24 protein-coding genes and 1 other annotated feature are annotated in these 25,427 nt (G+C 38.6%); of the genes, 2 read left to right on the plus strand and 22 right to left on the minus strand.

All coding sequences use genetic code 11. From position 1 onward, the window contains the following. Window positions 1–222: 222 nt before the first annotated feature. Window positions 223–1,011: an MBL fold metallo-hydrolase gene (locus C7B89_RS11615; protein WP_115673781.1), complete on the plus strand. Its 789-nt coding sequence runs from the start codon at window positions 223–225 to the stop codon at window positions 1,009–1,011. Window positions 1,012–1,088: 77 nt separating this feature from the next. On the opposite strand, the gene pyrE is transcribed toward C7B89_RS11615, so the two are convergent. From pyrE to C7B89_RS11685, 14 genes are all read right to left on the minus strand, one after another. Beyond that, on the minus strand, window positions 1,089–1,718 hold the full coding sequence (pyrE, locus tag C7B89_RS11620) for an orotate phosphoribosyltransferase (RefSeq protein ID WP_048394623.1): 630 nt from the start codon (window positions 1,716–1,718) through the stop codon (window positions 1,089–1,091). A gap of 3 nt (window positions 1,719–1,721) precedes the next feature. Then, window positions 1,722–2,426, minus strand: a complete 705-nt coding sequence (gene pyrF, locus C7B89_RS11625) for an orotidine-5'-phosphate decarboxylase (protein WP_115673782.1) — start codon at window positions 2,424–2,426, stop codon at window positions 1,722–1,724. Further along, complete coding sequence (locus tag C7B89_RS11630; protein WP_115673783.1) at window positions 2,426–3,337, minus strand: dihydroorotate dehydrogenase; 912 nt, start codon at window positions 3,335–3,337, stop codon at window positions 2,426–2,428. Before C7B89_RS11630 ends, pyrF begins: the two co-directional genes overlap by 1 nt. Continuing rightward, the gene (locus C7B89_RS11635) at window positions 3,334–4,107 is read right to left on the minus strand and encodes a dihydroorotate dehydrogenase electron transfer subunit (protein WP_004227355.1); all 774 of its coding nucleotides are present in this window, start codon (window positions 4,105–4,107) and stop codon (window positions 3,334–3,336) included. Before C7B89_RS11635 ends, C7B89_RS11630 begins: the two co-directional genes overlap by 4 nt. Window position 4,108: 1 nt before the next feature. After that, entirely contained in the window at window positions 4,109–7,306 is a 3,198-nt protein-coding gene (gene carB / locus C7B89_RS11640; RefSeq protein WP_115673784.1) for a carbamoyl-phosphate synthase large subunit, read from the minus strand. Next, window positions 7,299–8,399 (minus strand): glutamine-hydrolyzing carbamoyl-phosphate synthase small subunit, encoded by a 1,101-nt coding sequence (carA, locus tag C7B89_RS11645; RefSeq protein WP_115673785.1) that lies wholly within the window; start codon window positions 8,397–8,399, stop codon window positions 7,299–7,301. The genes carB and carA overlap by 8 nt, the downstream gene beginning before the upstream one ends. Continuing rightward, a complete protein-coding gene (locus tag C7B89_RS11650) occupies window positions 8,399–9,676 on the minus strand; it encodes a dihydroorotase (RefSeq protein WP_115673786.1) in 1,278 nt (425 codons plus the stop codon). Before C7B89_RS11650 ends, carA begins: the two co-directional genes overlap by 1 nt. A 1-nt stretch (window position 9,677) precedes the next feature. Beyond that, complete coding sequence (locus C7B89_RS11655) at window positions 9,678–10,556, minus strand: aspartate carbamoyltransferase catalytic subunit (protein WP_048394636.1); 879 nt, start codon at window positions 10,554–10,556, stop codon at window positions 9,678–9,680. Window positions 10,557–10,750: 194 nt separating this feature from the next. Further along, entirely contained in the window at window positions 10,751–12,061 is a 1,311-nt protein-coding gene (locus C7B89_RS11660) for a uracil-xanthine permease family protein (protein ID WP_054549867.1), read from the minus strand. 14 nt (window positions 12,062–12,075) lie between these two features. Then, on the minus strand, window positions 12,076–12,624 hold the full coding sequence (gene pyrR, locus C7B89_RS11665) for a bifunctional pyr operon transcriptional regulator/uracil phosphoribosyltransferase PyrR (protein ID WP_004227349.1): 549 nt from the start codon (window positions 12,622–12,624) through the stop codon (window positions 12,076–12,078). A gap of 240 nt (window positions 12,625–12,864) precedes the next feature. Continuing rightward, window positions 12,865–13,776, minus strand: coding sequence for an RluA family pseudouridine synthase (locus C7B89_RS11670; RefSeq protein ID WP_054549866.1), 912 nt, complete (start codon window positions 13,774–13,776; stop codon window positions 12,865–12,867). Then, entirely contained in the window at window positions 13,773–14,252 is a 480-nt protein-coding gene (gene lspA, locus C7B89_RS11675) for a signal peptidase II (RefSeq protein ID WP_004227346.1), read from the minus strand. Before lspA ends, C7B89_RS11670 begins: the two co-directional genes overlap by 4 nt. Window positions 14,253–14,416: 164 nt before the next feature. Next, window positions 14,417–15,985: a sodium/solute symporter gene (locus C7B89_RS11680; protein ID WP_004227344.1), complete on the minus strand. Its 1,569-nt coding sequence runs from the start codon at window positions 15,983–15,985 to the stop codon at window positions 14,417–14,419. 24 nt (window positions 15,986–16,009) lie between these two features. Continuing rightward, a complete protein-coding gene (locus C7B89_RS11685) occupies window positions 16,010–16,345 on the minus strand; it encodes a DUF485 domain-containing protein (RefSeq protein ID WP_115673787.1) in 336 nt (111 codons plus the stop codon). 202 nt (window positions 16,346–16,547) lie between these two features. Between C7B89_RS11685 and C7B89_RS11690 the strand changes: the two genes are divergently transcribed. Then, window positions 16,548–17,753 (plus strand): helix-turn-helix transcriptional regulator, encoded by a 1,206-nt coding sequence (locus C7B89_RS11690; RefSeq protein WP_115673788.1) that lies wholly within the window; start codon window positions 16,548–16,550, stop codon window positions 17,751–17,753. 99 nt (window positions 17,754–17,852) lie between these two features. Here the strand turns inward: C7B89_RS11690 and ileS are convergent, their stop codons facing one another. The 8 genes from ileS to sigG all read right to left on the minus strand — a co-directional run bounded on the left by ileS (window position 17,853) and on the right by sigG (window position 25,388). After that, window positions 17,853–20,621 (minus strand): isoleucine--tRNA ligase, encoded by a 2,769-nt coding sequence (gene ileS, locus C7B89_RS11695; protein WP_103117547.1) that lies wholly within the window; start codon window positions 20,619–20,621, stop codon window positions 17,853–17,855. Between the two features lie 113 nt (window positions 20,622–20,734). After that, window positions 20,735–20,958: a binding site (T-box leader), on the minus strand. 96 nt (window positions 20,959–21,054) lie between these two features. Continuing rightward, window positions 21,055–21,579, minus strand: coding sequence for a DivIVA domain-containing protein (locus C7B89_RS11700; RefSeq protein ID WP_004227329.1), 525 nt, complete (start codon window positions 21,577–21,579; stop codon window positions 21,055–21,057). A 95-nt stretch (window positions 21,580–21,674) separates the two neighbouring features. Continuing rightward, window positions 21,675–22,463, minus strand: a complete 789-nt coding sequence (locus C7B89_RS11705; RefSeq protein WP_004227327.1) for a YlmH family RNA-binding protein — start codon at window positions 22,461–22,463, stop codon at window positions 21,675–21,677. 170 nt (window positions 22,464–22,633) lie between these two features. Further along, window positions 22,634–22,915 carry a YggT family protein gene (locus C7B89_RS11710; protein WP_004227322.1) on the minus strand — a complete coding sequence of 94 codons (282 nt, stop codon included), beginning with the start codon at window positions 22,913–22,915 and terminating at the stop codon, window positions 22,634–22,636. A 20-nt stretch (window positions 22,916–22,935) separates the two neighbouring features. Next, the gene (locus tag C7B89_RS11715; protein WP_004227319.1) at window positions 22,936–23,433 is read right to left on the minus strand and encodes a cell division protein SepF; all 498 of its coding nucleotides are present in this window, start codon (window positions 23,431–23,433) and stop codon (window positions 22,936–22,938) included. Then, the gene (locus C7B89_RS11720; RefSeq protein ID WP_054549893.1) at window positions 23,417–24,121 is read right to left on the minus strand and encodes a YggS family pyridoxal phosphate-dependent enzyme; all 705 of its coding nucleotides are present in this window, start codon (window positions 24,119–24,121) and stop codon (window positions 23,417–23,419) included. Before C7B89_RS11720 ends, C7B89_RS11715 begins: the two co-directional genes overlap by 17 nt. Before the next feature lie 119 nt (window positions 24,122–24,240). Next, window positions 24,241–24,483, minus strand: coding sequence for a PRC-barrel domain-containing protein (locus C7B89_RS11725; RefSeq protein ID WP_225340754.1), 243 nt, complete (start codon window positions 24,481–24,483; stop codon window positions 24,241–24,243). 131 nt (window positions 24,484–24,614) lie between these two features. After that, entirely contained in the window at window positions 24,615–25,388 is a 774-nt protein-coding gene (gene sigG, locus C7B89_RS11730; RefSeq protein ID WP_004227313.1) for an RNA polymerase sporulation sigma factor SigG, read from the minus strand. Window positions 25,389–25,427 lie beyond the last annotated feature (39 nt).

Consider the following 25,427-nt stretch of genomic DNA (forward strand, 5'->3'; position numbering starts at 1 on the left):
TCAAATTACTTTAAAAAAATAATTTAACAATTATAATTTATTGCTACCTTACATACTTCTTAATATCTCAAGTTGTTTACTTTTTTCTTTAATTTCAAATATAGAAATACTATTTAGAATATTATATGAGGCAATTACATGTTTTTATGTTAAAATTTTCAATAACATAGTATTATCAAATATTGTATCAGTTTACGGATATAGAAAAGGGGTGTGTCAGTTATGGTAAAAATTAATGATGTTTGGTTTACAGTAGAAGAGATAAACAATGAAACATTCGCTATAAGTGAGTATGGACATTGGGAAAAAGTGCATTCCTTTTTATTGTTAGGAGACAAGCGTGCGATTCTGATTGATACAGGTTTGGGAATTGATAATATTAATAGAATTATCCTACAATTAACTTCTTTGCCTATTACAGTTATTACAACTCATGTTCATTGGGATCATATTGGTAATCATGGGCAGTTTGATGATATTTATGTTCATAAAGATGAAGTAGATTGGCTAATTAATGGAATACCCAAACTATCTATCGACCAGATTAGAAGAGATGTTGGCCGTAACATCACGTTACCTACACCAATAGCGTTCGATCCATCGACCTACCAACCTTTTCAAGGGCAGCCTTCTGGTGTTCTAGAAGATGGAGATGTTATGGATATAGGAAACCGAAAGCTTACTGTACTACATACCCCAGGGCATTCTCCAGGACATATTGCGATTTTGGATTATAAATATGGTTATTTATTCACGGGAGATTTACTATATGATCAAGCGCCTATCTATGCCTTTTTCCCGACAACTAGCCCAGAGGACTTAGTTCAGTCTTTAGAAAGAATCGCTAACTTATCTTCTCTAACAAAAATTTTCGGCTCACATCATACACTAGGAGTTGATCCTTCTATCTTATTAGAAGTGAAAACGGCAGTTAAAATGCTACGTAAAAATAACCTTGTACGATTTGGTACAGGAATTCACCACTTTAATGGCTTTAGTATCCAATTTTAACTTATTTGTTTCCTATTTAATAGGAAGAAAAAACTGTCCCATAGATCATCAACTATGACCTATGGAACAGTTTGCAATTACAGCTCTCCAGCTTTTAATTTTCCATGCCACTCTTTTAAGAATGGAATATCTTCTTCTTTAATAGCGCCGGATTCATTTGCTGCTTCAATCAGATAATCAAAATTTGTTAATGATACGTATTGGATGCCAGCCTCATCAAATGCTTGTTCAGCGCGTGGAAGATTATATGTGTAAACACAAACAACTCCAAGCACCTCACAGCCTGCTGCACGCAATGCTTCTACTGCTGTAATGGAAGAACCACCTGTAGAAACGATATCCTCCACAACCACTACTTTTTGTCCTGCTACGTATTTTCCTTCAATTTGATTACCACGGCCATGCTCCTTCGCTTTAGAGCGTACATAAACCATTGGTAATTCTAAAATATCACTTACCCATGCCGCATGTGGGATACCTGCTGTAGCTGTTCCTGCTACAATTTCTGTCGCTCCGAAATTTTCTTTGATGACAGAGGCTAAACCATTTGCTAATTGTTTACGAATAACTGGATCGGAAATTGTTAAACGTGTATCACAGTAAATAGGTGATTTAATACCAGATGCCCATGTAAATAGCTCTGTAGGATTTAATTCTACTGCTCCAACTTTTAACATAGCGTGTGCAATTTCATTTTGTAATGTCATAATTTATGCCTCCCATAATTCACTTACGATTTTATATGCTGCTACTGGATCCTGTGCACCTGTTACAGCACGGCCAACAACGATGAGTGATGAACCATCACGCTTTGCCCCATCAGGTGTTGCTATACGTTTTTGATCGTGTGCAGCACCTCCAGCTAAACGAATCCCAGGTGTGACACGTAGAAATTCATCTCCACACACCTCAGCAATCGCCTTAGCCTCATGGACAGAGCAAACAACACCTTGTAAGCCTGCTTCCTTTGTCAGCCCTGCGTAGTATAGAACAGACTCTTGCAATGAAAGAGCAATCTTTTGTTCTGCTTGCATTTGTTCTTCTGTTGTAGATGTTAATTGAGTAACAGCTATTAGTGCAGGACGTTCTTTGCCTGTTGGTGTTCCTGCTTCAAGTCCTTCTAGAGCTGCTTCCATCATAGCACGTCCGCCTGCAGCATGGACATTGACTAAATCTACCCCTAATTTTGCTAGCCCCTTCATCGCAGAGCCTACTGTATTTGGGATATCATGTAATTTTAAATCAAGGAAAATATCATGACCTAAATCCTTTACTTTGCGTACGATATCAGGTCCTTCTTGCATATATAATTCCATTCCAATTTTCACGAAAAGAGGCTCATCGAATTTTTTAAGAAAATCGAATACTTCTTTTTCTCCTGGAAAATCTAGAGCTAGTATAGGTTTCGTATTCATCAACGATGGCTCCTTCCAATAATCTCTGTTATATGTTCTACACCTAATGCATCCAGCTTTGCTGGTAATTCTTCAATAATGTTCGGGCAAACTAAATGGTCAACAAAGTTAGCTGTTCCTACTGCTACAGCTGAAGCACCTGCGGACATAAAATCAATGACATCCTGTGCTTCCGTTACACCGCCCATACCAATTATCGGAATATTGACAGCCTTGTACACCTCATAAACCATTCGTATTGCTACAGGTTTTACAGCAGGACCAGATAGTCCACCTGTGCCATTAGCTATGACTGGCTTACCTGTACGCTCATCTAAACGCATACCAACCAATGTATTAATCATGGTAATACCATCTGCTCCACCTGCTTCAACAGCTAGGGCAATATCAACGATGTTCGTCACGTTTGGTGATAACTTCACATAGACTGGCACTTCTGACACAGCCTTGACAGCCTTGACCAGCTCACGTGCAGTAGCAGGATCTGTTCCAAATTGAATACCACCACATTTCACATTAGGGCACGAAATATTCAGCTCCAACGCTTTAACATTTGAGGCTGTTGAAATACGGCGTGCTACTTCTACATAGTCTGATGTCTCTGTTCCAGCAACATTGGCGATGATGGGCACATTATAATCCTCTAAAAATTTTAATTCCTCATTCATCACTTTTTCAATGCCTGGATTTTGTAGACCAATGGCATTTAACATCCCCGCTGCTGTTTCGGCAACACGTGGCGTAGGGTTACCTGCACGCGTTTCGACCGTTGTTGCCTTAATCATGATAGCCCCTAGTTTAGATAAATCATAAAGCTGTGCATATTCACGACCAAAGCCAAAGCAACCTGAGGCTGGCATAATAGGGTTTTTTAAATCTAAGCCTGGTATTTGAATTGTTAAACGACTCATAGTGCCACCGTTCCTTTCGGGAAAACTGGACCATCAGAGCAAACTTTAACATAGTCTTTTTCAACCTGATCAGTTGTTTTGCATACACATGCAAAGCAAGCTCCAATACCACAGCCCATACGTTCTTCAAATGATAAATAGCCTTCTTTTTCAGGATAAAAGCCTTCTAATGCTCTTAACATTGGTAAGGGTCCACAGGAATAAAAAACATCAAATTCAGGAGCATGCGACTCTAAAACCGTTGTTACAAAGCCTTTTGTACCTTTCGAGCCATCCACCGTAACATAATGCGTTTCACCAAGTGCACTAAATTCATCCTCATAAAAGCAGACATCTTTTGTTTGGAAGCCTAAGACGTGGATTGTTTTCACACCACGAGCATTCAATTGCTTGGCTAGCTCATGTAATGGAGGGACACCAATGCCACCACCAACTAGTAGTGCAGTACCTCCCTCTTGCACCGCTTCTACTGGGAAACCATTCCCAATTGGTCCAAGTACGTTGACCAGCTGACCTTCTCGATTTGTTGCCAGAACTTTCGTACCACGCCCCTCAGCACGATAGATCATTGTAAACTCATTGTTGTCTTTATCAATATTTGCAATACTAATTGGTCGACGTAAAAGCGGCTCCAGTGAATCCGACACCTTTACATGGACAAACTGGCCAGGAGTCATCTCCTGAACCAGTTCACCATGAAGTGTCAGTTCGAAAATGTTTGTCGCAATTTGCTTTTGAGAGACGACCGTCATTTTCTCTTGACGTATCATATTAGTGTACTACCTCCGCTTTTGGCATTTGTTCTGCTGTAAATGTCATAGATTCGATAACACGTACCATTGCTTCTGCTGTATCTAAAGATGTTAGACAAGGAACACCATTTTCTACAGACTCACGACGAATTCGGAAGCCGTCACGAGCTGGTTGCTTGCCTTTTGTTAATGTGTTGACAACAAGCTGAGCTTCCCCATTTTGGATAAGGTCAATCAATGTTTGTCCTTTCGCCCCAATCTTGCCTACTACATCAGTTCGTACGCCTGCTGCTTCAAATGCTTTTGCTGTACCTTCAGTTGCTACAATGCGATAGCCTACTGTTGAGAAGCGTTTTGCTAATGCAATCGCTTCTTCTTTATCTTTATCAGACACAGTGAATAATACTGTACCTTCTGTTCGTATTTCCATACCTGCTGCAACTAAGCCTTTATAAAGAGCTTTTTCTAATGTTGCATCTTTCCCCATTACTTCACCAGTAGATTTCATTTCAGGTCCTAATGTAATGTCTACACGTCGTAATTTAGCGAATGAGAACACTGGTACTTTTACAAATACGCCTCTTTGCTCAGCTGCTAGGCCTGTCGGATAGCCTTGCTCTACAATGGATTTGCCAAGGATTGCTTTTGTTGCAATATTAGCCATTGGGATATTTGTAATCTTACTTAGGAACGGTACTGTACGTGATGAACGTGGGTTCACCTCGATAACAAATACTTCGTTTTGTGAAATGACATATTGGATGTTCATTAAGCCGATGATGCCTAGCCCCTTCGCAAGACGAGTTGTATAGTCAACTAATGTATCTTTTTGTGCCTGTGTTAATTTTTGCGGTGGATAAACAGAGATTGAGTCACCAGAGTGAACTCCTGCACGCTCGATATGCTCCATAATTCCTGGTATTAACACATTCTCACCGTCACAGATAGCATCTACTTCAATTTCCTGTCCTGTTAAGTAACGGTCTACTAATACTGGATGATCTGGAGATGCCTCTACCGCGTTTTCCATATAGTGCTGTAATTCTTCTTGGTTATAAACAATTTCCATTGCACGTCCACCAAGTACATAAGAAGGGCGGACAAGCACTGGGAAGCCTAGACGCTCACCAATGGCAAGAGCTTCCTCTGTAGAAACCGCTGTTTCTCCTTGAGGTTGTGGAATATCTAATTCACGTAGCGCCTGCTCAAATTTATCGCGGTTTTCTGCACGGTCAATATCCTCAAGAGACGTACCTAAGATTTTCACACCATTAGCAGCTAATTTATCAGCAAGGTTAATAGCCGTTTGACCACCGAATTGAACAACAACACCAATTGGTTGTTCTAAGTCGATAATATGCATAACATCCTCAATTGTTAATGGTTCAAAATATAATTTATCGGAAATTGAGAAATCTGTTGACACTGTTTCTGGATTTGAGTTAATGATGATCGCTTCATAACCTGCTTCTTGAATCGCCCATACTGAGTGTACTGTGGCGTAGTCAAATTCTACCCCTTGGCCAATGCGGATTGGACCTGAACCGAGTACCACCACAGAAGGTTTTTCTGACTTAATCGATTCATTTTCGTCTTCATAAGTGCCATAGAAATATGGTGTTTCTGATTCAAATTCTGCTGCACATGTATCCACCATTTTATAGACTGGCATAATACCATGCTCTTTACGATAAGCATACAGTTCTTCTGGTGTTGTTTCCCAAAGCTCAGCAATTTTCTTATCTGCAAAGCCTAAACGTTTAGCTGTTCGTAGTACGTCTTTATCATTCTTATTGTCAGCAAGCGTTTGTTCCATATCCACAATATTTTTAAATTTATTTAAGAAGAATAGATCGATTGCTGACCATTCATGAATTTGTTCAATTGTTACACCTCGACGTAAAGCTTCACCGATGAAGAATAGACGTTCATCCCCAGCCTTGCGAATACGTTTTTCAATCCAAGAATCTGAATTTTCTTCAGCATGTTTTAACTCTAAGTGTACTTGACCTGTCTCAAGAGAACGAACCGCTTTTAGCATAGCTTCCTCAAAAGTACGACCTAACGCCATTACTTCACCAGTAGCTTTCATTTGCGTACCAAGATTACGTTTAGCAGATTCGAATTTATCGAATGGCCAGCGAGGAATTTTTGCTACGATATAGTCCAGTGCAGGCTCAAAACAAGCATATGTTGAGCCTGTTACAGGATTTTTAATTTCATCTAACGTTAAGCCTACTGCAATTTTAGCGGCTAGCTTAGCAATTGGATAACCTGTTGCTTTTGATGCTAATGCAGATGATCGAGAGACACGTGGATTTACTTCAATCACATAGTAATTAAAGCTATATGGATCAAGTGCAAGCTGTACGTTACAGCCACCTTCAATTTTTAATGCGCGAATAATATCGAGTGAAATATTACGTAGCATTTGGTTTTCGCGATCAGATAATGTTTGCGTTGGTGCAACAACGATTGAGTCACCTGTATGAATCCCTACTGGGTCAACGTTTTCCATGTTACATACAACGATGGCATTGTCAGCTGCATCACGCATTACTTCGTATTCAATTTCTTTATAGCCTGCGATTGATTTCTCTAATAGACATTGCGTTACAGGTGAATATTTTAAACCCGATGTCACAATTTCTTCTAAGTCTTGATCGTTGTAGCAAATACCGCCCCCTGTACCGCCAAGTGTAAAGGCAGGTCGAACAATGACAGGATAGCCAATTTTCGCAACAAATCTTTTCGCTTCATCTAAGTTATGAATAATATCAGATTCAGGAACTGGAGCTCCTAGCTCATACATTAAATTACGGAATAAATCACGGTCCTCTGCTTTATGGATGGCATCTAATTTAGTACCAAGAATTTCAATCCCAAGCTCATCTAGAATACCTGATTTGTCTAATTCGATCGCCATATTTAGGCCCGTTTGACCACCAAGTGTTGGTAAAATCGCGTCTGGACGTTCTTTACGTAATATACGCGATACAAAATCAAGAGAAATTGGCTCAATATAGACTTTGTCTGCAATTTCTGTATCTGTCATGATTGTAGCAGGGTTTGAATTGATTAAAATAACGCGGTAGCCCTCTTCTTTTAATGAAAGACATGCTTGTGTTCCTGCATAGTCAAATTCTGCTGCTTGTCCGATAACAATTGGGCCTGAGCCGATTACTAAAATAGTTTCAATATCTGTACGTTTAGGCATGTTGTTTCCCCTTCCCTGCTTCTACTTCCATCATTTCGATGAATTCATCAAATAAGTGGTTTGAATCTTCTGGACCTGGTGATGCTTCTGGGTGATATTGCACTGTGAAAATTGGATATTTTTTATGACGCACACCTTCACATGTTCCATCATTTAACGCGATATGTGTTAATTCTAACTCTGTATCTTTTAATGATTCGATATCAATGGCATAGCCATGGTTCTGAGATGTTAAATCTGTACGACCTGTGCGTAAATCTTTTACTGGATGGTTACCACCACGGTGTCCAAACGGTAATTTAAAGGCTTTTGCACCACTTGCTAAAGAAAAGATTTGATGGCCTAAACAAATACCGAACATTGGCACTTTTCCAATTAAGTTACGTACTGTTTCAATGCCTTCTTGAACATCTTCAGGATTTCCTGGTCCATTTGACAGCATGATGCCATCTGGATGCCAAGCTAAAATTTCCTCAGCTGACGTATTATAAGGTACTACTAGCACATCACAATCACGTTTGTTTAATTCACGTAAAATCCCATGCTTCATTCCATAATCAATTAGGACAACTCGTTTACCACGCCCTGGAGATGGATAGGCCGCTTTTGGTGATACTTCACGAACATGGTGCGTAATGGCTGGCGTTGCTTGTAATTGTGCTACTATTTCATCCACATTTACTTCTTCATCAGCAGCTGTCAAAATCGCTTTTACGGAACCTTTACTACGAATAATACGTGTTAATTTTCGTGTATCAATTCCTTCAATTCCTGGGATATCCTTTGATGTCAAATAATCATCTAAAGTTAAATCACAGCGGAAATTTGAAGGATTTTTAGCTAATTCACGCACAACAAATCCACGAATGGCTGGCGTAATCGATTCAAAGTCATCACGGTTAATGCCGTAATTACCAACTAAAGGATAAGTTAAAGTGACAATTTGTCCATAGAATGAGGGATCTGAAATCGTTTCCTGATAACCCGTCATCCCTGTTGTGAATACAACCTCACCTTGTGAAGCGCGCTCGCTACCAAATGCTGTACCTGTAAATACTGTGCCATCTTCTAAAACTAGTAAACGTTTTTTCATTACTCTGCCTCCTGATATACGATATTGCCTTCAAAAATAGTTAGTACTGGCCAACCCTTTGCCACCCAGCCGTTGAATGGTGTATTACGACCTTTTGATACAAAGCCTTCTGCATCAATCGTTTGTTCTTTTTTAATATCAATTAAAATCATATCCGCTGAAGCACCTACTTCTAATGTGCCATATGGCAGATCAAAAATCTCAGCTGCTTTCACTGTCATCCAATCAACTAATTGTTTTAACGTCCACTTTCCTGTTTCTACAAACTGTGTATAAAGTAGTGGGAAAGCTGTTTCGAAACCTACAATACCAAATGGTGCGCCAACCATACCGCAGCATTTTTCTTCTACTGTGTGTGGCGCATGATCTGTTGCAATGCAGTCGATTGTGCCATCAAGTAGTGCTGCATGTAGAGAATCTTTATCATCCGTTGCACGTAATGGTGGATTCATTTTCCAATTAGCATCATCAGATGGAATATCCATCTCTTCTAGTAATAAATGATGTGGACAAACTTCTGCTGTGACACGGATTCCTGCAGCCTTTGCATCTCTTACAGCACGCACTGATTCCTTCGTCGATACGTGACAAACATGGTAACGAGCGCCTGCTGCTTCTGCAAGTAGTACATCTCGTGCAATTTGTACGGATTCACAAATGGAAGGTATTCCTGGGAGGCCTAGCTCTTTATTACGCTTTCCTTCATGCATCACACCATCATAGATTAATGAGTTGTCCTCACAATGTGCTACAACGACCATATCGTGCTGGGCCGCATCTTTCATTTGCTCATACATCGTTGAGGCTAGCTGGATACCAACACCATCATCTGAGAATGCCACTGCTCCATATGCTTTTAATTCTTCAATATTTGTTCGAACCTCACCCGATATATCCTTTGTTAGGGAACCGTATGGGAGTACTCGAATAACCGCACTGTCCTTAATGAGCCCATTGATAAGTTGCATGTTTTCAACCGAATCAGGTACTGGCTTTGTATTAGGCATTGCGCAAATTGTCGTAAAGCCGCCTTTTGCTGCTGATGCCGAACCTGTTGCAATGGTTTCCTTATGCTCAAATCCTGGCTCTCGTAAATGTGTATGAACATCGATAAAGCCTGGTGCTACGATTAAACCATGTCCTTCAATCAGTTCTGCACCTGCTACAGTCACATCTTGACCAATAGCCGTAATCTTTCCGTCTGCCATTGCAATATTGACTGTCTTCAATTCACCTTGTTCATCTAGCATTTGTACATTTTGAAGTACCTTTGTCATGTTATTCTCTCCCCTTTAAAATGGTTTCCATAATAGCCATCCGTGTGTAAACACCGTTCCGCACCTGTTCAAAAATTCGAGAGCGATCACACTCGACTAACTCAGAAGCAATTTCGACATCACGATTGACGGGTGCTGGATGCATAATAATGGCCGATTCTTTCATTTGCTTTTCTCGTTCAATTGTTAAACCAAACTCTTGATGGTAACCTTCCTTTGAGAAGCTTTTATTTACTTTATGACGTTCATGTTGCACACGTAGTAACATAATGACATCACTTATTTCGATCAGATTATCCCATGAATGGTGCGCTTCAAAACCGCCAGACCATTCTTCTGGGCAAAGGAAATGAACATTTGCCCCTAAATTTTGTAATGCTGTTGCATTTGATTTCGCTACTCGACTATGAGAGATATCTCCTGCAATTGTGACATTCAACCCTTCGAAATAGCCAAACTCTTTTTTGATGGTATAAAGATCCAATAAGGATTGTGAAGGGTGTTGCCCAGCACCATCTCCTGCATTAATAATCGCTACGTTGATACCATTCAGCAGCTCATTGTAATACTCATCTTCTGACGCTCGAATGATGACAGCATCTAAACCAATCATTTCCAATGTTTTGACAGTATCGTACATCGTTTCCCCTTTTGTAACACTCGAAAACCCTGCATCAAAAGGGATAACATGACAGCCAATTTTGTATTCTGCCATTTCAAAGCTTGTTTTTGTACGAGTACTTGGTTCAAAGAATAGGTTGGCCACTTTGTGTGTGCGAGATAACGATGATGTTTCACCATTTTCAAATGCTTGCGCAAGATCTAGGATTTGGTTAATCTCTTCTGTTGTTAAATGTTCCATCGATAATAAGTTCTTCATCATGTGACCTCCATTAGGTTGTGAATCGTGAACGTCTTTGTATGACGTTCTCTGTATATAAAGTAAAAGCCCCGTTGATGTCATCAACGAGGCATGAGGAGGCGTGACAAACTACAGCAAGACATACATCCTACTTCAGCCTGTCCACAACTTCCCTTTTTTTGCCTCTCTGGACAATTCATTAAAAGGTACTACTATGAATCTTTATTTTGATTGTATTGTACGGGTATATCAGCTTCTTTTTTACCTGGTAGAATGGCATTCAATAGCACACCAATAATCGCTGCTAGGGCCATTCCTTCAACACTCAATGATTCTGAGATAACAAACTTGGCACCGCCGATACCAATGACTAAAATCACTGAAGCAATTACTAGGTTACGACTGTTACCAAAATCAATATGATTATCTACTAGCATACGTAAGCCACTTGCTGCGATAATTCCGAAGAGTAAGATGGAAACCCCACCAAGTACTGCGGTTGGAATCGTTGCAATTACGGCCATTGCTTTCCCGAAGAATGATAGTAAGATAGCAACCACTGCTGCACCTGCAATAACGTAGATACTGTATACTCGAGTAATGGCTAGTACACCAATATTCTCACCATACGTTGTTTTCGGAGGGCCTCCGATTAAAGCACTCACAAATGTGCCAAGTCCGTCACCTAGTAGCGAACGGTGTAGTCCTGGCTCTTTAATATAATCCCGATCTACTACTTTTCCTAATACCAGTTGATGACCAATATGTTCTGAAATTGTTACAATAACGATCGGTACCATGATAAGTAGAATTTTTGTTGTTATTTCAAACTCATAATGCACACCCGGTATTAAGAAATCAGGCATAGCGAAGAATTTTGCTTTGGCAATCGGTGTATAGTCTACTATGTCAATTATCATGGAGTAAATGTAACCTACAATTAGGCCCATCAAAATTGGCATAGTGCTTAAAATTCCTTTAAAGAAAATCGTAAAGATGATAGCTGTAAAGACCGTAACTAAAGCAGCTGAGAAGTGTAAAAAGCTATACTCTCCATTAACGTTCATTGCCATATTCACAGCCGTACCAGAAAGTCCAAGCCCAATTACCATAATTACTGGACCTACCACAATCGGTGGCAAGATTTTCATAATCCACTTATAACCACTTTTCCAAATGATTAAGGATACAATTCCGTACGTAATGCCGACAGCCATAGCACCGATCATGGCATTGCCTGGGTTTACACTCGAACCGTCTTCATTTAAACCACCTGCAGCAAGTAGGATTGGTGCAATAAAGGCGAAGGATGAGCCTAAATAAGCCGGTACCTGGAATTTCGTAATTAATAGGAAGAATAATGTAGCAATTCCGCTTGTTAAAAGGGCAATCGCTGGACTAAGACCTACTAACTGCGGTACTAAAATCGTTGAACCAAACATCGCAAACATATGCTGGAAACTTAATGTCACTAGCTGGAGCGGGGTCGGTTTATCCTTAATATCTAAAACTGCATTTGACATACTGTTTCCTCACTTTATTGTTCGTCTTCTTTGTAAATAATGACGCAATCTTCTCCGTCTACTTCTTGTAAATTGACAACAATGCGCTCAGAGCCAGAAGTTGGAACGTTTTTTCCCACATAGTCTGCTCTAATTGGTAGCTCTCTATGTCCTCTATCTACTAGAACAGCTAGTTGAATTTGTGCAGGTCTTCCTAAATCCATTACAGCATCTAGAGCTGCACGTACTGTTCGACCTGTATAAAGTACATCATCTACTAAGATGATTTTTTGATTTTTCACTTGATACTCGATATCAACTTGTTCTACATGTGCTTGTTCGTTTTCATGTTTCGTTGTTAAATCATCTCGGTAAAGTGTAATATCAAGTTCCCCTGTACGAATCGGTTTACCTTCAATTTTTTCAATTCGCTGCGCCAAACGTCTGGCTAGAAAGGCACCTCGTGTTTTAATGCCAACTAAAATACATTCATCGATTCCTTTATTACGTTCAATTATTTCATGGGCAATACGTGTTAATGCTCGTGTCATTGATGGGCCATCTAATAATTCATTTTGTGCCATATTCGTATCCTCCTCTCTTCAATCTATTATCGGCCATGTGTCCATAAAAAAACCTCTCGAGGCGAATAGCCTGAGAGGGTTGTATACGTGTTGAAAAAGCATGTTGGAAAAATTTGCAGCACAAATTTCCACAACACTATCACATGTCCCTTCTCAGCCTCTCTGGACTGCCATTAAAGGTGAATATTTAGTTATGTTGTTCATTCACTGTCGTTAGTATAGACTTTCTTTTCGTATACGTCAATGCCTATTTCGTAAATCATTTAATAATTGTTCATAATCAGCTGGAAGTGGTGTTTCAAACTCCAAGTATTCTCCAGATGAAGGATGATCGAATCCTAAAGTCGCTGCATGTAAAACTTGTCCCCCAAAGTCGATTGTCTTTTTCGGACCATATTTTGGATCTCCAACAAGTGGGAAGCCAATATAATTCATATGCACACGAATTTGGTGTGTACGTCCCGTTTCTAAACGACATTCCACCAGCGTATAGTCACCAAAACGTTCAACAACTTGGAAGTGTGTGACAGCATGTTTACCATTATCGACAACTGCCTGTTTTTGGCGATCTTTTTGGTCACGACCAATCGGTGCATCAATTGTCCCCTTATCATGTGCAATATGCCCGTGGACAAGAGCAATATATTTACGAGTAACTGTTTTATTCACTAATTGATTGACTAATGATTCATGAGCCGTATCGTTTTTAGCAACCATCAATAAGCCCGATGTATCTTTGTCGATACGATGGACAATTCCTGGTCGTAGTACACCATTAATCCCTGATAAGTCTTTACAATGATACATTAAGCCATTTACCAGTGTACCTCCCATATGGCCAGGTGCTGGATGTACCACCATACCCTTTGGTTTATTCACAACAAGAACATCTGCATCCTCATAAACAATATCTAAATCTAAATTTTCTGCGACAACATCCAATTCTTCCACTTCTGGTACATCAATAGCGATGATGTCACCAGCTTTAACCTTATATTTTGCCTTTACAGCATCACCGTTTACTTTAATGACTCCCTCACTAATCCAGTTCCCAATTTGCGTGCGTGACCACTCAGATTGTAAGCTAGAAAGTGCTTTATCAATGCGCTCTCCTTGCTGCTGTTCTTCGATTGTATATGTTACTTGCGTCATTGTTTCACCTGTTTCTTCTCTTTTTTATCTTCCATAATTAAGCCAATCATCAGCACGACAACCGCTATTGTTAATGCAGCATCTGCCACATTAAAAATAGGAAAATCATAATTAATAATTGGAATTAAAACATCTACAAAATCGACCACTTCTCCTCTAAATAGACGGTCTATAAAGTTTCCTACTGCACCACCAAGCAAGAGCATTAAGCCGACTTGAAAAACAGGCTTTCCCTTTGCTTCTTTATGATAAAAATAGACAATCGCACAGATAACAGCAACTGTGACAATACTAAACAACCACATTTGCCCCTCTAGCATCCCCCATGCTGCCCCTCTATTTCGATGAGACAAAATACCAAACCATGGGTCCCATACAGCAATGCGTTCAGCATATTCCATATTTTTCACAATCAGCCATTTTGTCCATTGATCCAGTAAAACGACAAAAGCAGCTAATCCATAATATTTATACACAGACATTCCTCCGTTCACTCAACATCTTACCTATTCTACCATAACAGTACCATTCACAATAACTAATATCATATCTAAATATGGCTGATTCTAAATCTCTTCAAGAAATATAAAAAGGCTACCCCTATTACGTTTAAGCAATAGAAATAGCCATAACTTATTGGTTAGACAGTTTCAGATTCTTTTGAATGTACTCGCTTCATGAAGTCATTAACATCAGCAGGAACTTTGCGATCTATTAATGACACGATGATAACAGATAAGAAGCCCACAGGTACTGTCACAATACCTGGAATTTTAAACTGCAAGAAGCTTGGTAACGTTCCTGGTAAAAAGATCATCCACATAGACACGCCAAGTCCTATTAATAATCCTGCAATGGCTCCTTTTTCTGTCATGCCTCTCCACCAAATACCTAAAATGAATATTGGGGTAAATGTACTTGCAGCGACAGTAAAAGCGAGCGCCACTAAATGGCCAATGGATGCATCCTTTACAAGTAAACCCAATGCTCCATATAAAATACCTAATAATACAATAGCCACTTTCCCAGCAATAACTCGTTGTTTTTGTGTAATATCCTTTTTCATGATATTGGCATATAAATCATGAGCTAGTGCACCTGAGCTTGTAATAAACAATCCTGAAAGATTGGAGAAAATAGCTGCAAATGCTCCTGCTATAACTAATCCAAGTAGCCATTTGCCACCTAGTGCAAGGGCTGTAGTAGGAATGACCATATTATTCCCACCCAGCACTAAATCACGCATGACTTCCTCACTAGCTGTTCCAGAAATGAAAATAGATCGACCTACAACACCTAAATAAACAGCTAACAAGAAGAACGCGCTTGCAATTCCAATGGCCATGAGTGCAGATTTACGGGCTGCTTTAGCACTTGGGTTTGTATAAAAGCGCAATAAAATATGAGGAAGGCCAATTGTTCCTAGCGCTAATCCTATCGTCATACTAATTGTTTGCCAGAACGTGGGGAAATAAAAGCCCGTGCCTGTCCAAGCAGCACCATCAAAATTGATATCATTGCCATCTAAGGCATACGGTGAAGTGCCTGTAATTGGACCGCTAAATGAATGGATGGCTGCTAAAATTTTATCATAATGTAAACCGCCATAAACTGCTGCAATTAACATCACAATAAACGCACCAAGACGAATCCACAACTCTAATGCTTGGTTGATGGTTGTTCCTTTCATACCACCAATACCTACATAAAAAATCATAACAACACAAGTAAATATAATGCCGAATTCATAAGAAGTACCGAAAAACATACTTAAAATCTGTGCAGCACCTAATAATTGGGGAGCTGCATAAAAGCCTGAAATAGCTAACACCACTGCCACAGCTACAAGCCGAGCTCGTCTACTATGAAAACGATAGCCTAAAAAATCTGCAACGGTAAATGCACCAAAACGTCTTAAAGGACCTGCCACAAAAATCGCTAATAATGTTAACCCAATGGAGAAGCAAAAAGCATAATAAGCACCATCATATCCAAGTTGAAATGTTAACCCTGCGATACCCAGAAATGTTGCTGCACTTAAGTAATCCCCACCAATGGCAGACCCATTTGTAAACCATCCGAAGCTTCGGCCACCTACAAAGAAATCCGAAGCTGTTGCATTTCTTTTTGTTAAATACGTAATGTATACAATTGTTCCCATTAAAGCAATGGTCATTAACATCTTTGGTTCTAATAGAGCTTCCATCATTCAACATTTCCCCCTTTGTTCCAACTACTTATTTGCTATATCATATTGCTTTAGACGTTTCTCGTACATGGCTGTGTGAACATATGCAATAATAAATGCCATAGCCATCATTACAATCGTTGTCACAAACCATGTGACTGTCATACCACCCCAGATCTTCTTAAACGCAAATGCTGGCGCAAACCAATTCATAACAGGGATACTAAAAATCAAAATAAAGTAAAATATCGATAAACCTAAACCTGTTGTAAATTCATCTTTCATAATTTTGTTTGTTGTTGCATCTAAAGGTGGTAGATCTTTCAAATCAATTGTTCCTGCTTCTACATAGTCATAATCATGACTGCCTACTTCCGCCATAAGCCAACTCCCCCTTTTCTGGTAAGTGAATAATTGTCTGAAATTTCAAATTATTATTCACTACAATTATTCTATTCTATTTCAACTTCAATATAGATATAAAATATTGCTGTATTAGTACAAAAAATTGCTATTTTAAGTTAAAATATTTTTATCTTTTTATTCGTAGGGGGCTGGTAGCATTTTAAAGGTGGTATGGTATATGGAAAGCTCATTTGACAAGCAGCAAATGAGTGAATGGTTAAAAGAGGTTTTACCAAACGCTTTAGAGGAATGTAAAGTGCCAAAGCCAGAAGATGAGGTCATTATTGTCTATGAAGTCAATCGGTTATTTGATTGGGTAAAGATTAATCGATTAAAAAGAAATTATCCTAATAGTATTATTGTCCCGTTTGTTACAGAACACCTTACCTACTCGACTGGTATAGCAATTGAATTAGCTTTACCTGCACTTCTCATAAAACCATTACAAAAATCAAAATTTTTAAGAATCGTAAAAAAGCTGTATACGTCCTATCAGGAAAAAAAGGCGAGTACACTTACAATGCTTGAGCTATCACAACAAGTATCCCAACAACATACCTCTCCATTTAGGGAGGCATTTTTAAAACGCCTGATCCGTGGAGAAATTGATAATGAACAAGAAATAATACAATCTGCTTCATTTTTATCGACAAGCTGTATTCCTAATATTGTATTTTTAATTCAAGGCTATATTGATGGGGCTAATAAGAGAGCTGTCCCACACGATGCAAGTAGTAGTATTACAACTGTTTTTCGTCAGCACTTTGCTGAGAAGGCCTCATTATCCTTTTTACATTTTGAACGCTATTTATTACTTCTCATGCGAATTCCTACTGACTACAACTCTTTCAAACATTGGACTGAGGGTGAAGCCTGTTTATTAGAGGTTATCGAGACCCTAAAAAGGGATTGTTCTATTCATCTTTTTATGGGGGTTGGAGGTGTATTTCAGGATGCTATGCAAGTGAAGGAATCCTATAGCCAGGCTAGAAAAGCACGTAGAAAACCACCTATCCATAATATACACATCCGATATTACGAAGATTTAACAAAGCATGAGCAGCTGCAAAAAGCTATTCAGTATATTGAAGAACATTACGACGAACAACTGACCATTCGTGATGTTGCAAAATATATTAACTTTAGCCCAACTCATTTTAGTAGACTATTTAAAAAAGAAACAGGTCGTAATTTTGTTGACTATGTTGCTTATACACGCATTATCAAAACCTTACCTTTTTTACGCAAGTACGACTACACCATAGAAAAAATCTCCTCCACCTGTGGCTTCAATACACCAAATTACTATAGTTTAACTTTTAAAAAATATGTAGGTATATCTCCAACAGACTATCGCAATACGACAGAAATTTTATTTAAATAATGGAAAAGAATCTGCAAAACTTCCATGAAAAAAGCAAGCCTCCAACAAGGAGACTTGCACATCCTCTACATTAAAATGCAGATTCTTGTTATTTATAGATTAAACGTAATACTTTTCTACAACTTCTGCACAGCGAGCACATACTGTAGGTTGTGCTTCATTTGAACCAACTGTTTCAGAAATTGACCAGCAACGCTCACATTTCTCACCTGTAGCCTTCTCAACAACAATGGAAACATGCTCAAGTGTTAAAGCTTCAGCAGGTGCCTCCTCGATAGCAGCTACCTCAAAAGCTGAAACGATGGAAAGTTGTGCAAAGTCAATGTTGGCATCGTTCAATAATGCGACAACATCTTCTTTCGCGTAGACAGTGACTTTTGCTTCAAGTGATTTACCAATTGTTTTCGCATTACGTGCTTCCTCTAATGCTTTTAAAATATCATCGCGTACATCAATAATTTTTTCCCATTTTGTACGTAGGCTGTCAAAATTCGCTTGAACATCTACCTCTGGGAAATCTGTTAATTGAACAGAAACTTCTTCTACAATACCTTGAGCATGTAGATAAGACCACATTTCATCTGTTGTATGTGGGATAATTGGTGTCATGATTTTTACTAATGTCATCAATGTATCATAAATAACTGTTTGCATCGCACGACGATCCTTATTGTCATGACCCTCGATATAGACTACGTCTTTGGCAATATCAAGATAGAATGAAGATAACTCTACAGCAACGAAATTATTGACTACATGATAGACAGCAGCAAAATCATAGCGATCATAGGCAGCACGCACAGTTTTTAAGACATCCTGTAAGCGCATATACACATATTGATCCATTTCACGAAGCTCAGCATAACTTACACGATCTTTCGTAGGATCGAAATCAGCAATATTGCCGTGTAAGAAACGGAAAGTATTACGAATTTTACGATACACTTCAGATACTTGCTTTAACATATCCATAGAGATGCGCACATCTGCTGTATAATCAACAGAAGCAACCCATAAACGAAGTATGTCTGCTCCATACTGATCCATTACTTTTTGCGGAATAATCACATTCCCTAAAGATTTACTCATTTTACGTCCTTCACCATCAAGTACAAAACCATGTGTTAAAAGTCCTTTGTATGGTGCATAGCCGTTAATAGCTACAGATGTAATAAGAGAGGAATTAAACCAACCACGATGTTGGTCAGAACCCTCTAAATAGAGATCAGCTGGATATTTCATACCACGTTCTACTAGTACACCTTGGTGTGATGAACCGGAATCAAACCATACATCCATAATATCATTTTCTTTTGTAAATTCGCCGTTCGGGCTACCTGGATGTGTAAAGCCTTCTGGTAATAACTCTTTTGCTGTTTTTTGGAACCAAATATTTGATCCATTCTCACGGAATAATGCTGAGACATGACTAATTGTTTCAGGTGTAATAATAGGTTCACCATTTTCAGCATAGAAAATCGGAATCGGCACACCCCACGCACGTTGACGTGAAATTACCCAGTCTCCACGATCACGAATCATATTATAAAGACGAGTTTCTCCCCAAGCTGGTGTAAATGCTGTTGCTTTTACAGCCTCTAATAACTCCCCACGGAATGCTTCAACAGATGCAAACCATTGTGGTGTCGCACGATAAATAACAGGCTTTTTCGTACGCCAGTCATGTGGATAGGAGTGCGTAAAGAAATCAAGCTTTTCTAACGCTCCTACTTCTTTTAGTTTTTCTGTGACGAGTTTATTCGCATCATTATAAAACACGCCTTCAAAGCCAGGTGCTTCATCTGTATAGCAGCCACTATTATCAAGAGGGCTAAGAATACCTAAACCATACTGTTTACCAATATGATAATCGTCTTCACCATGCCCTGGGGCTGTATGAACACAACCTGTACCCGCTTCAGCAGTTACGTGTTCACCTACCATAATAAGCGATTCACGATCGTAGAATGGATGTTGTGCTACAATACGATCTAATGCCTCTCCTTTTACCTCTTGAACAACCTCATAGTCTACCCATCCAAGCGTAGTTGCCACTGACTCTAATAACTCTTTGGCAATGATGAATTTTTTATTAGCCACTGCAACTACTACATAGATAAATTCAGGATTCAAAGAAATCCCTAAGTTTGCTGGTAATGTCCATGGTGTTGTTGTCCAAATGATAAATTTAGCATCTGCTGGAACAACACCCTTCGCATCCTTAATTGCAAAGCTTACATAAATGGATGGAGATTTGATGTCCTTATATTCAATTTCAGCTTCCGCCAAAGCAGATTCAGAAGAAGGAGACCAATAAACCGGCTTTAACCCTTTATAGATATAACCTTTTTCCGCCATTTTACCGAATACTTCAATTTGACGAGCTTCAAACTCAGGCTTTAATGTAATATATGGATTTTCCCAATCACCTCGAATGCCTAGACGGCGGAATTGGGCACGTTGATTGTCAATTTGCTCATAAGCATACTCTTCACAAAGTTGGCGGAATGCTGCTACTGACATTTCTTTACGTTTTACACCTTTGTTAGTCAATGCTTGCTCAATTGGTAAACCATGTGTATCCCAACCTGGAATATAATTGACATGGTAGCCAGTCATGGAGCGATGACGTGTAATCATATCCTTCAATACTTTATTTAGAGCATGGCCTATATGGATATCACCATTTGCATAGGGAGGACCATCATGTAGAACAAATTCTGGTCGACCTTCCGTACGCTCCATCTGTAATTTGTTAATATCCATGCCATTCCATTTTTCTTGCATTTTTGGCTCATTTGCCGGTAAATTTCCACGCATTGGGAAATCTGTTTTTGGCATTAATAAAGTATCTTTGTATTCAACCATTAAAATTCCTCCTTTATTTTACACAAACAGGTAGACATTTTTCTCATAAGACAGTTATTGGCAAAATTATCTAAAACGATTCGGAAACAAACAAAAAAAAGCCCTCAATCCCACTAAGGGACGAGAAGCTTCTACTCGCGGTACCACCCTAATTGTAGTACAAAAATTTGCACTACCTCTTAAAAGCACGTTTAACGTCGTGCATCACGAAATAACCTACTTTTTTCAGTTATTTAGCTCAGAAGTGATGTTCAATGCTAGTTGTATGTTTGGGCTCTCACTGTCCCCAAATCGCTTAACAACGCCTAACAAATACTGTCTTCGTCTCTGCTTTTATGCATATCTGTTCAAAATAATTACTATTACAAAGTATATGAAATTCAAACAATCGCGTCAAGTTTCATTTGTCAATTACAGCAATTAAAAAGAAATGTTAAATATCCTCAGAATCCTGTGCTTCTTCAACAGATGCTTGAATTTCTGTTAAATCGATATCATATTGCAGCAAATGATCCCAGTCATCTGCATTAAGTAAATCCAGCTGTGCTTCTACAAGCATCTTGAAACGATTACGAAATACCTTAGATTGCTTTTTAAGCTCATCAATTTCAATCGTCACCTTACGAGCCTTCGTCAAAGCTTCATTGACAATTCGATCAGCATTTTTTTCAGCTTCTTTTACAATGAGCTTTGCCTCTTTTTGAGAATTTCTTCTCACTTCATCAGCCGCTTCTTGTGCAACGACAATAGACTTCTGCAAAGTTTCTTCTAAGGTGTTGAAATGTCTCGCTTGTTCTAAAGCCATCTCTAATTGCTTATCAACCTCTTTTTTTTCACGAAGCAGAATTTCATAGTCTTTAATAATCTGATCTAAAAATTCATTTACTTCATCTTCAGCATAACCTCTGAAGGCTTTTGTAAACTCCTTATTATGTATATCAATAGGTGATAATGGCATACAATCCTTCTCTCCTTTACATGTACATTCGTAATTCCTATTATACAATTGTTCCGACAACTTAGCAGTAAAAATTAATGAAATTTACTTCACTTTCAGCTTTTTTGGGCCAATCGACCGACTTGAAGACGGATTTTATCTTTTTTTGTTCGGCCTTCAGTCATAATAATTTTCACCCTACCACTTCCACGTATCGATAAAATATCTCCCTCTTGTAATTCAAAAGCAACTGTATCTCTTTCTGTCCAATTTACACGAACTTTTTTCCCAGTAATTAAAGCTTGAGCTTTTTGGCGTGATACATTTAATACAGTCGCAATAATTACATCTAAGCGCATGGAAGATACTGTATGAGATTCCTCCAACCATTCTTCCTCATTTACAATAAGGGAATCCGCTTCTTTTAAAGACTCAATATGCACCTTAACTTTACCAATACCTGTTAAATGTAACCGAACATATTCTGCTACCTCTTGAGCTACAACGAATTGCACCTGCTGATCATTTACACGAATATCACCAAATTTGCCACGGTTTAAACCTAATGAAAGCAACGCACCTAAAACATCAGGATGTCGTAATTGAACAAATTTCACTGGATATTGAATCGTAAATGCCACTAACTGAAAGTCTTCTTCTATTGCTTCATAGTAAGTAGGAAAAATAAGCATACGCTGCCTCTCCGCCTCTTCAAATAAACCTGTGCATGCAGTTTTTAGGGTATCATTTTGCCCGATAATCGATGTCACAATAAAACGTTGTCTTGGATCAAGAAAATCTGTCAGCTTAGGCGCATAACGATCTTCAACCTCACGCTGCCAGCTTATTACCTGTTCAATAAAGGGCTGTTCATCTTTTCGAAAATGCTGGATTAAGTGTTCCATCTTGTTGTCTCCTCTTTCACTAGTTCCATTTTGCTTTGTTAGTTGGAAACTTAGTATTCCCAATTAATGACGTTTGGACGTCATTGTTTTAAAATTTTTTATTAGTCGCTTTAGTAGCATAGAAAATTAAAATAAATAAAAAATCCCCACCAAAACGTGAGGATTTACTTCTAAGCGAACATAAAATATATTTTCTGAATGACTATATAAAGCCCTCTTTCTATAAAATTCAGCATAAAGATGGCTACAATTGGCGAAATATCAATCATACCAAGAGGCGGAATGAATTTCCTAAAAATACCTAAATATGGCTCACAAACTTTTTCAAGCATGCGACCAATTGCTGAATTTTGAGCGGCAGGCACCCAAGACATTAAGATATATGCAATTAGCATGAATGAGTAAATCTTAAATGCTAATGATACATAACCAAGTATAATAAAAAAAGTCATATAAACTACAATCCTCGCTATTAATTATCGTCTAAAATAAAGTTTGTAATTTCACCAGTCACTTCTACATTATCTGGCGTACAAAGGAAGATATCTTTACCAATACGTTGAATATCTCCAGCAAGAGCATAGACTGTGCCACTTAAAAAATCAATAATGCGTTTACCTTGTTCTCTTTCGATACGTTGCAAATTGACAATTGTTGCACGTTTATTTTTTAAATGCTCTGCGATATCTTGTGCTTCTGCATAAACTCTCGGTTCTATTAAAACAACTTTTGCTCCCTTAGAACTCATAGCTGCCTGCAAACTGACAATGTTATTAGGAGTTGCTGTGCTTTGTGGCATGATTTCATGAATAGGTGCTTTGCGTTCTTTCATCATTTTTTTTGGCTTAACTGAATGAATCGGTTGCTGTTGTTGTATGGGTTGTTGTTGCTGAATAGGAGCTTGCGTGATTTCTTCTTCTAATTCTTCTTCAAGGTAAAAGAAGTTTTTAATCTTATTTTTCATGCTCATCCTGTTCCCCTCTTTCATTTCCAACAAGAGCCGTTCCGACTCGAACAAAAGTAGCCCCTTCCTCTACCGCAATTTCAAAGTCATTAGACATGCCCATTGATAACTCGGTACAAGGTGCGTGTGCGAATCCTTGCTCGGCTATTTGCTGTTGACATTGTTTTAATTGCTTGAAAACAGAGCGAATAATTGCTTCGTTTTCGGTGTTTGGTGCCATAGTCATTAAACCTACAACTTGAATCTTAGTAAAACCTTTTAATGCTTCTACAAAAGGCAAAACTTCTTCGATAGTTAAACCATGTTTTGATTCTTCACCAGAAATATTTACTTGTACAAAACATTTAACAGGTTGTTCGGCTCTTTTTTCAATTTCTTCTGCCAAACTCAAACGATCTAAGGAGTGTAAATAATCAATGCTGTTAATCACTTGTTTTACTTTACGTGTTTGAAGCGACCCAATGTAATGCCAATGAACATCAGCATGTATCTCAGTAATTTTACGATGTAAGCCCTCTGGTCTGTTTTCTCCTAAATGAGTGAGCCCTGCTTCAATTGCTTCTTGTGTTCTTTCAACAGAAACTTCCTTCGTCACGGCAATTATTTGGACTTTTTCGCCCTCACGATTCCCTTTTTTTTCTGCTGCTGTTATTAAATCATTTAGTTTGTTTAAATTTGTTAAGATTTTTGTCACTGTTTTTCCCAACTTTACAACAATAGTTTCCTTTATTGTAACAAGCAATGCTTGATTTATCAATGAATAGCCTGACCTATGTCAGCATACAATTCTCACAATTTTAATGTGCCTATGTCTTAGGAAAGGGCTTTGACTAAAATGACATCCTTACCAACAACAAGCACATCCTTCATATACACTTTTCTCACAGACTCTTCACCTTTAAAAAAACCAAGATATTTGCGAGGCTCTGCAATCAAAAATGCTGTCACATAGCCTGTTTCTTTTGATACTTCAGCATCTATGACAAAGCCTATAAATCGTCCATTTCCTGCTTCAATGACTTCTTTTTGTTGTAACATCGAAAAACGCAATGACATACCTCCTCTATTGTTTACTTTCGTATAAACATTTCTACTACCATCAAACTTTGCTGTTACTTTATATTTATGTATCATTTGTTCATTGAATGAAGATAAAATGCGCACCGAATTATACGATGCGCATTTTTTTATTTGTAATCTTTTTGCATTGTTTCAATTGCATTTTTTTCAAGACGTGAAATTTGTGCTTGAGAAATCCCAAGTTCTTTGGCAATCTCAGTTTGGGTCTCTCCATAATAAAATCGTTTGGCAACGATCATTTGCTGACGTTCATCTAGCTTTTGCAAGCTTTCCTTTACCGACACATAGGCAACCCATTGATCTTCTGATACATCATCATCACGTAATTGGTCCATCATATAAACAGCATCTCCGCCATCTGAATAAATGGGTTCCTGTAATGAAACTGGATCTTGAATGGCATCTAAAGCAAATAAAACGTCTTCCTTTTTCATGTCAATCATCTCGGCAATTTCTTCAATCGTTGGTTCTCGCAAATTATCGGTTATCCATTGCTCTTTTGCCTGCATTGCCTTATAAGCTATATCTCTTAGAGAGCGAGATACACGTAATGCATGATGATCACGCAGATGGCGACGAATTTCACCAATAATCATTGGTACAGCATATGTCGAAAATCGTACATTATGCTTTAAATCAAAATGATCAATGGCTTTCATGAGGCCAATACAGCCTACTTGAAATAAATCATCTGCCTGTTCACCTCTATAGGCAAATCTACCGACAATACTAAGCACTAACCTTAAATTGCACATCACAAGCTCTTCTCTAATCTCTGTTTCTCCAGCTTGTAATCGGATAAAGAGTTCCTTCATTTCCTCGTGCTTTAGAATTGGCAAAGTCGATGTATCTAAGCCGCAAAGATCTACTTTTGTTCGCATATTCGATTCCTCCGGATGTTATTCTCTGACTAAACCGTG

Source organism: Lysinibacillus capsici (assembly GCF_003367505.1).
GTDB classification, from domain to species: Bacteria; Bacillota; Bacilli; order Bacillales_A; family Planococcaceae; genus Lysinibacillus; species Lysinibacillus capsici.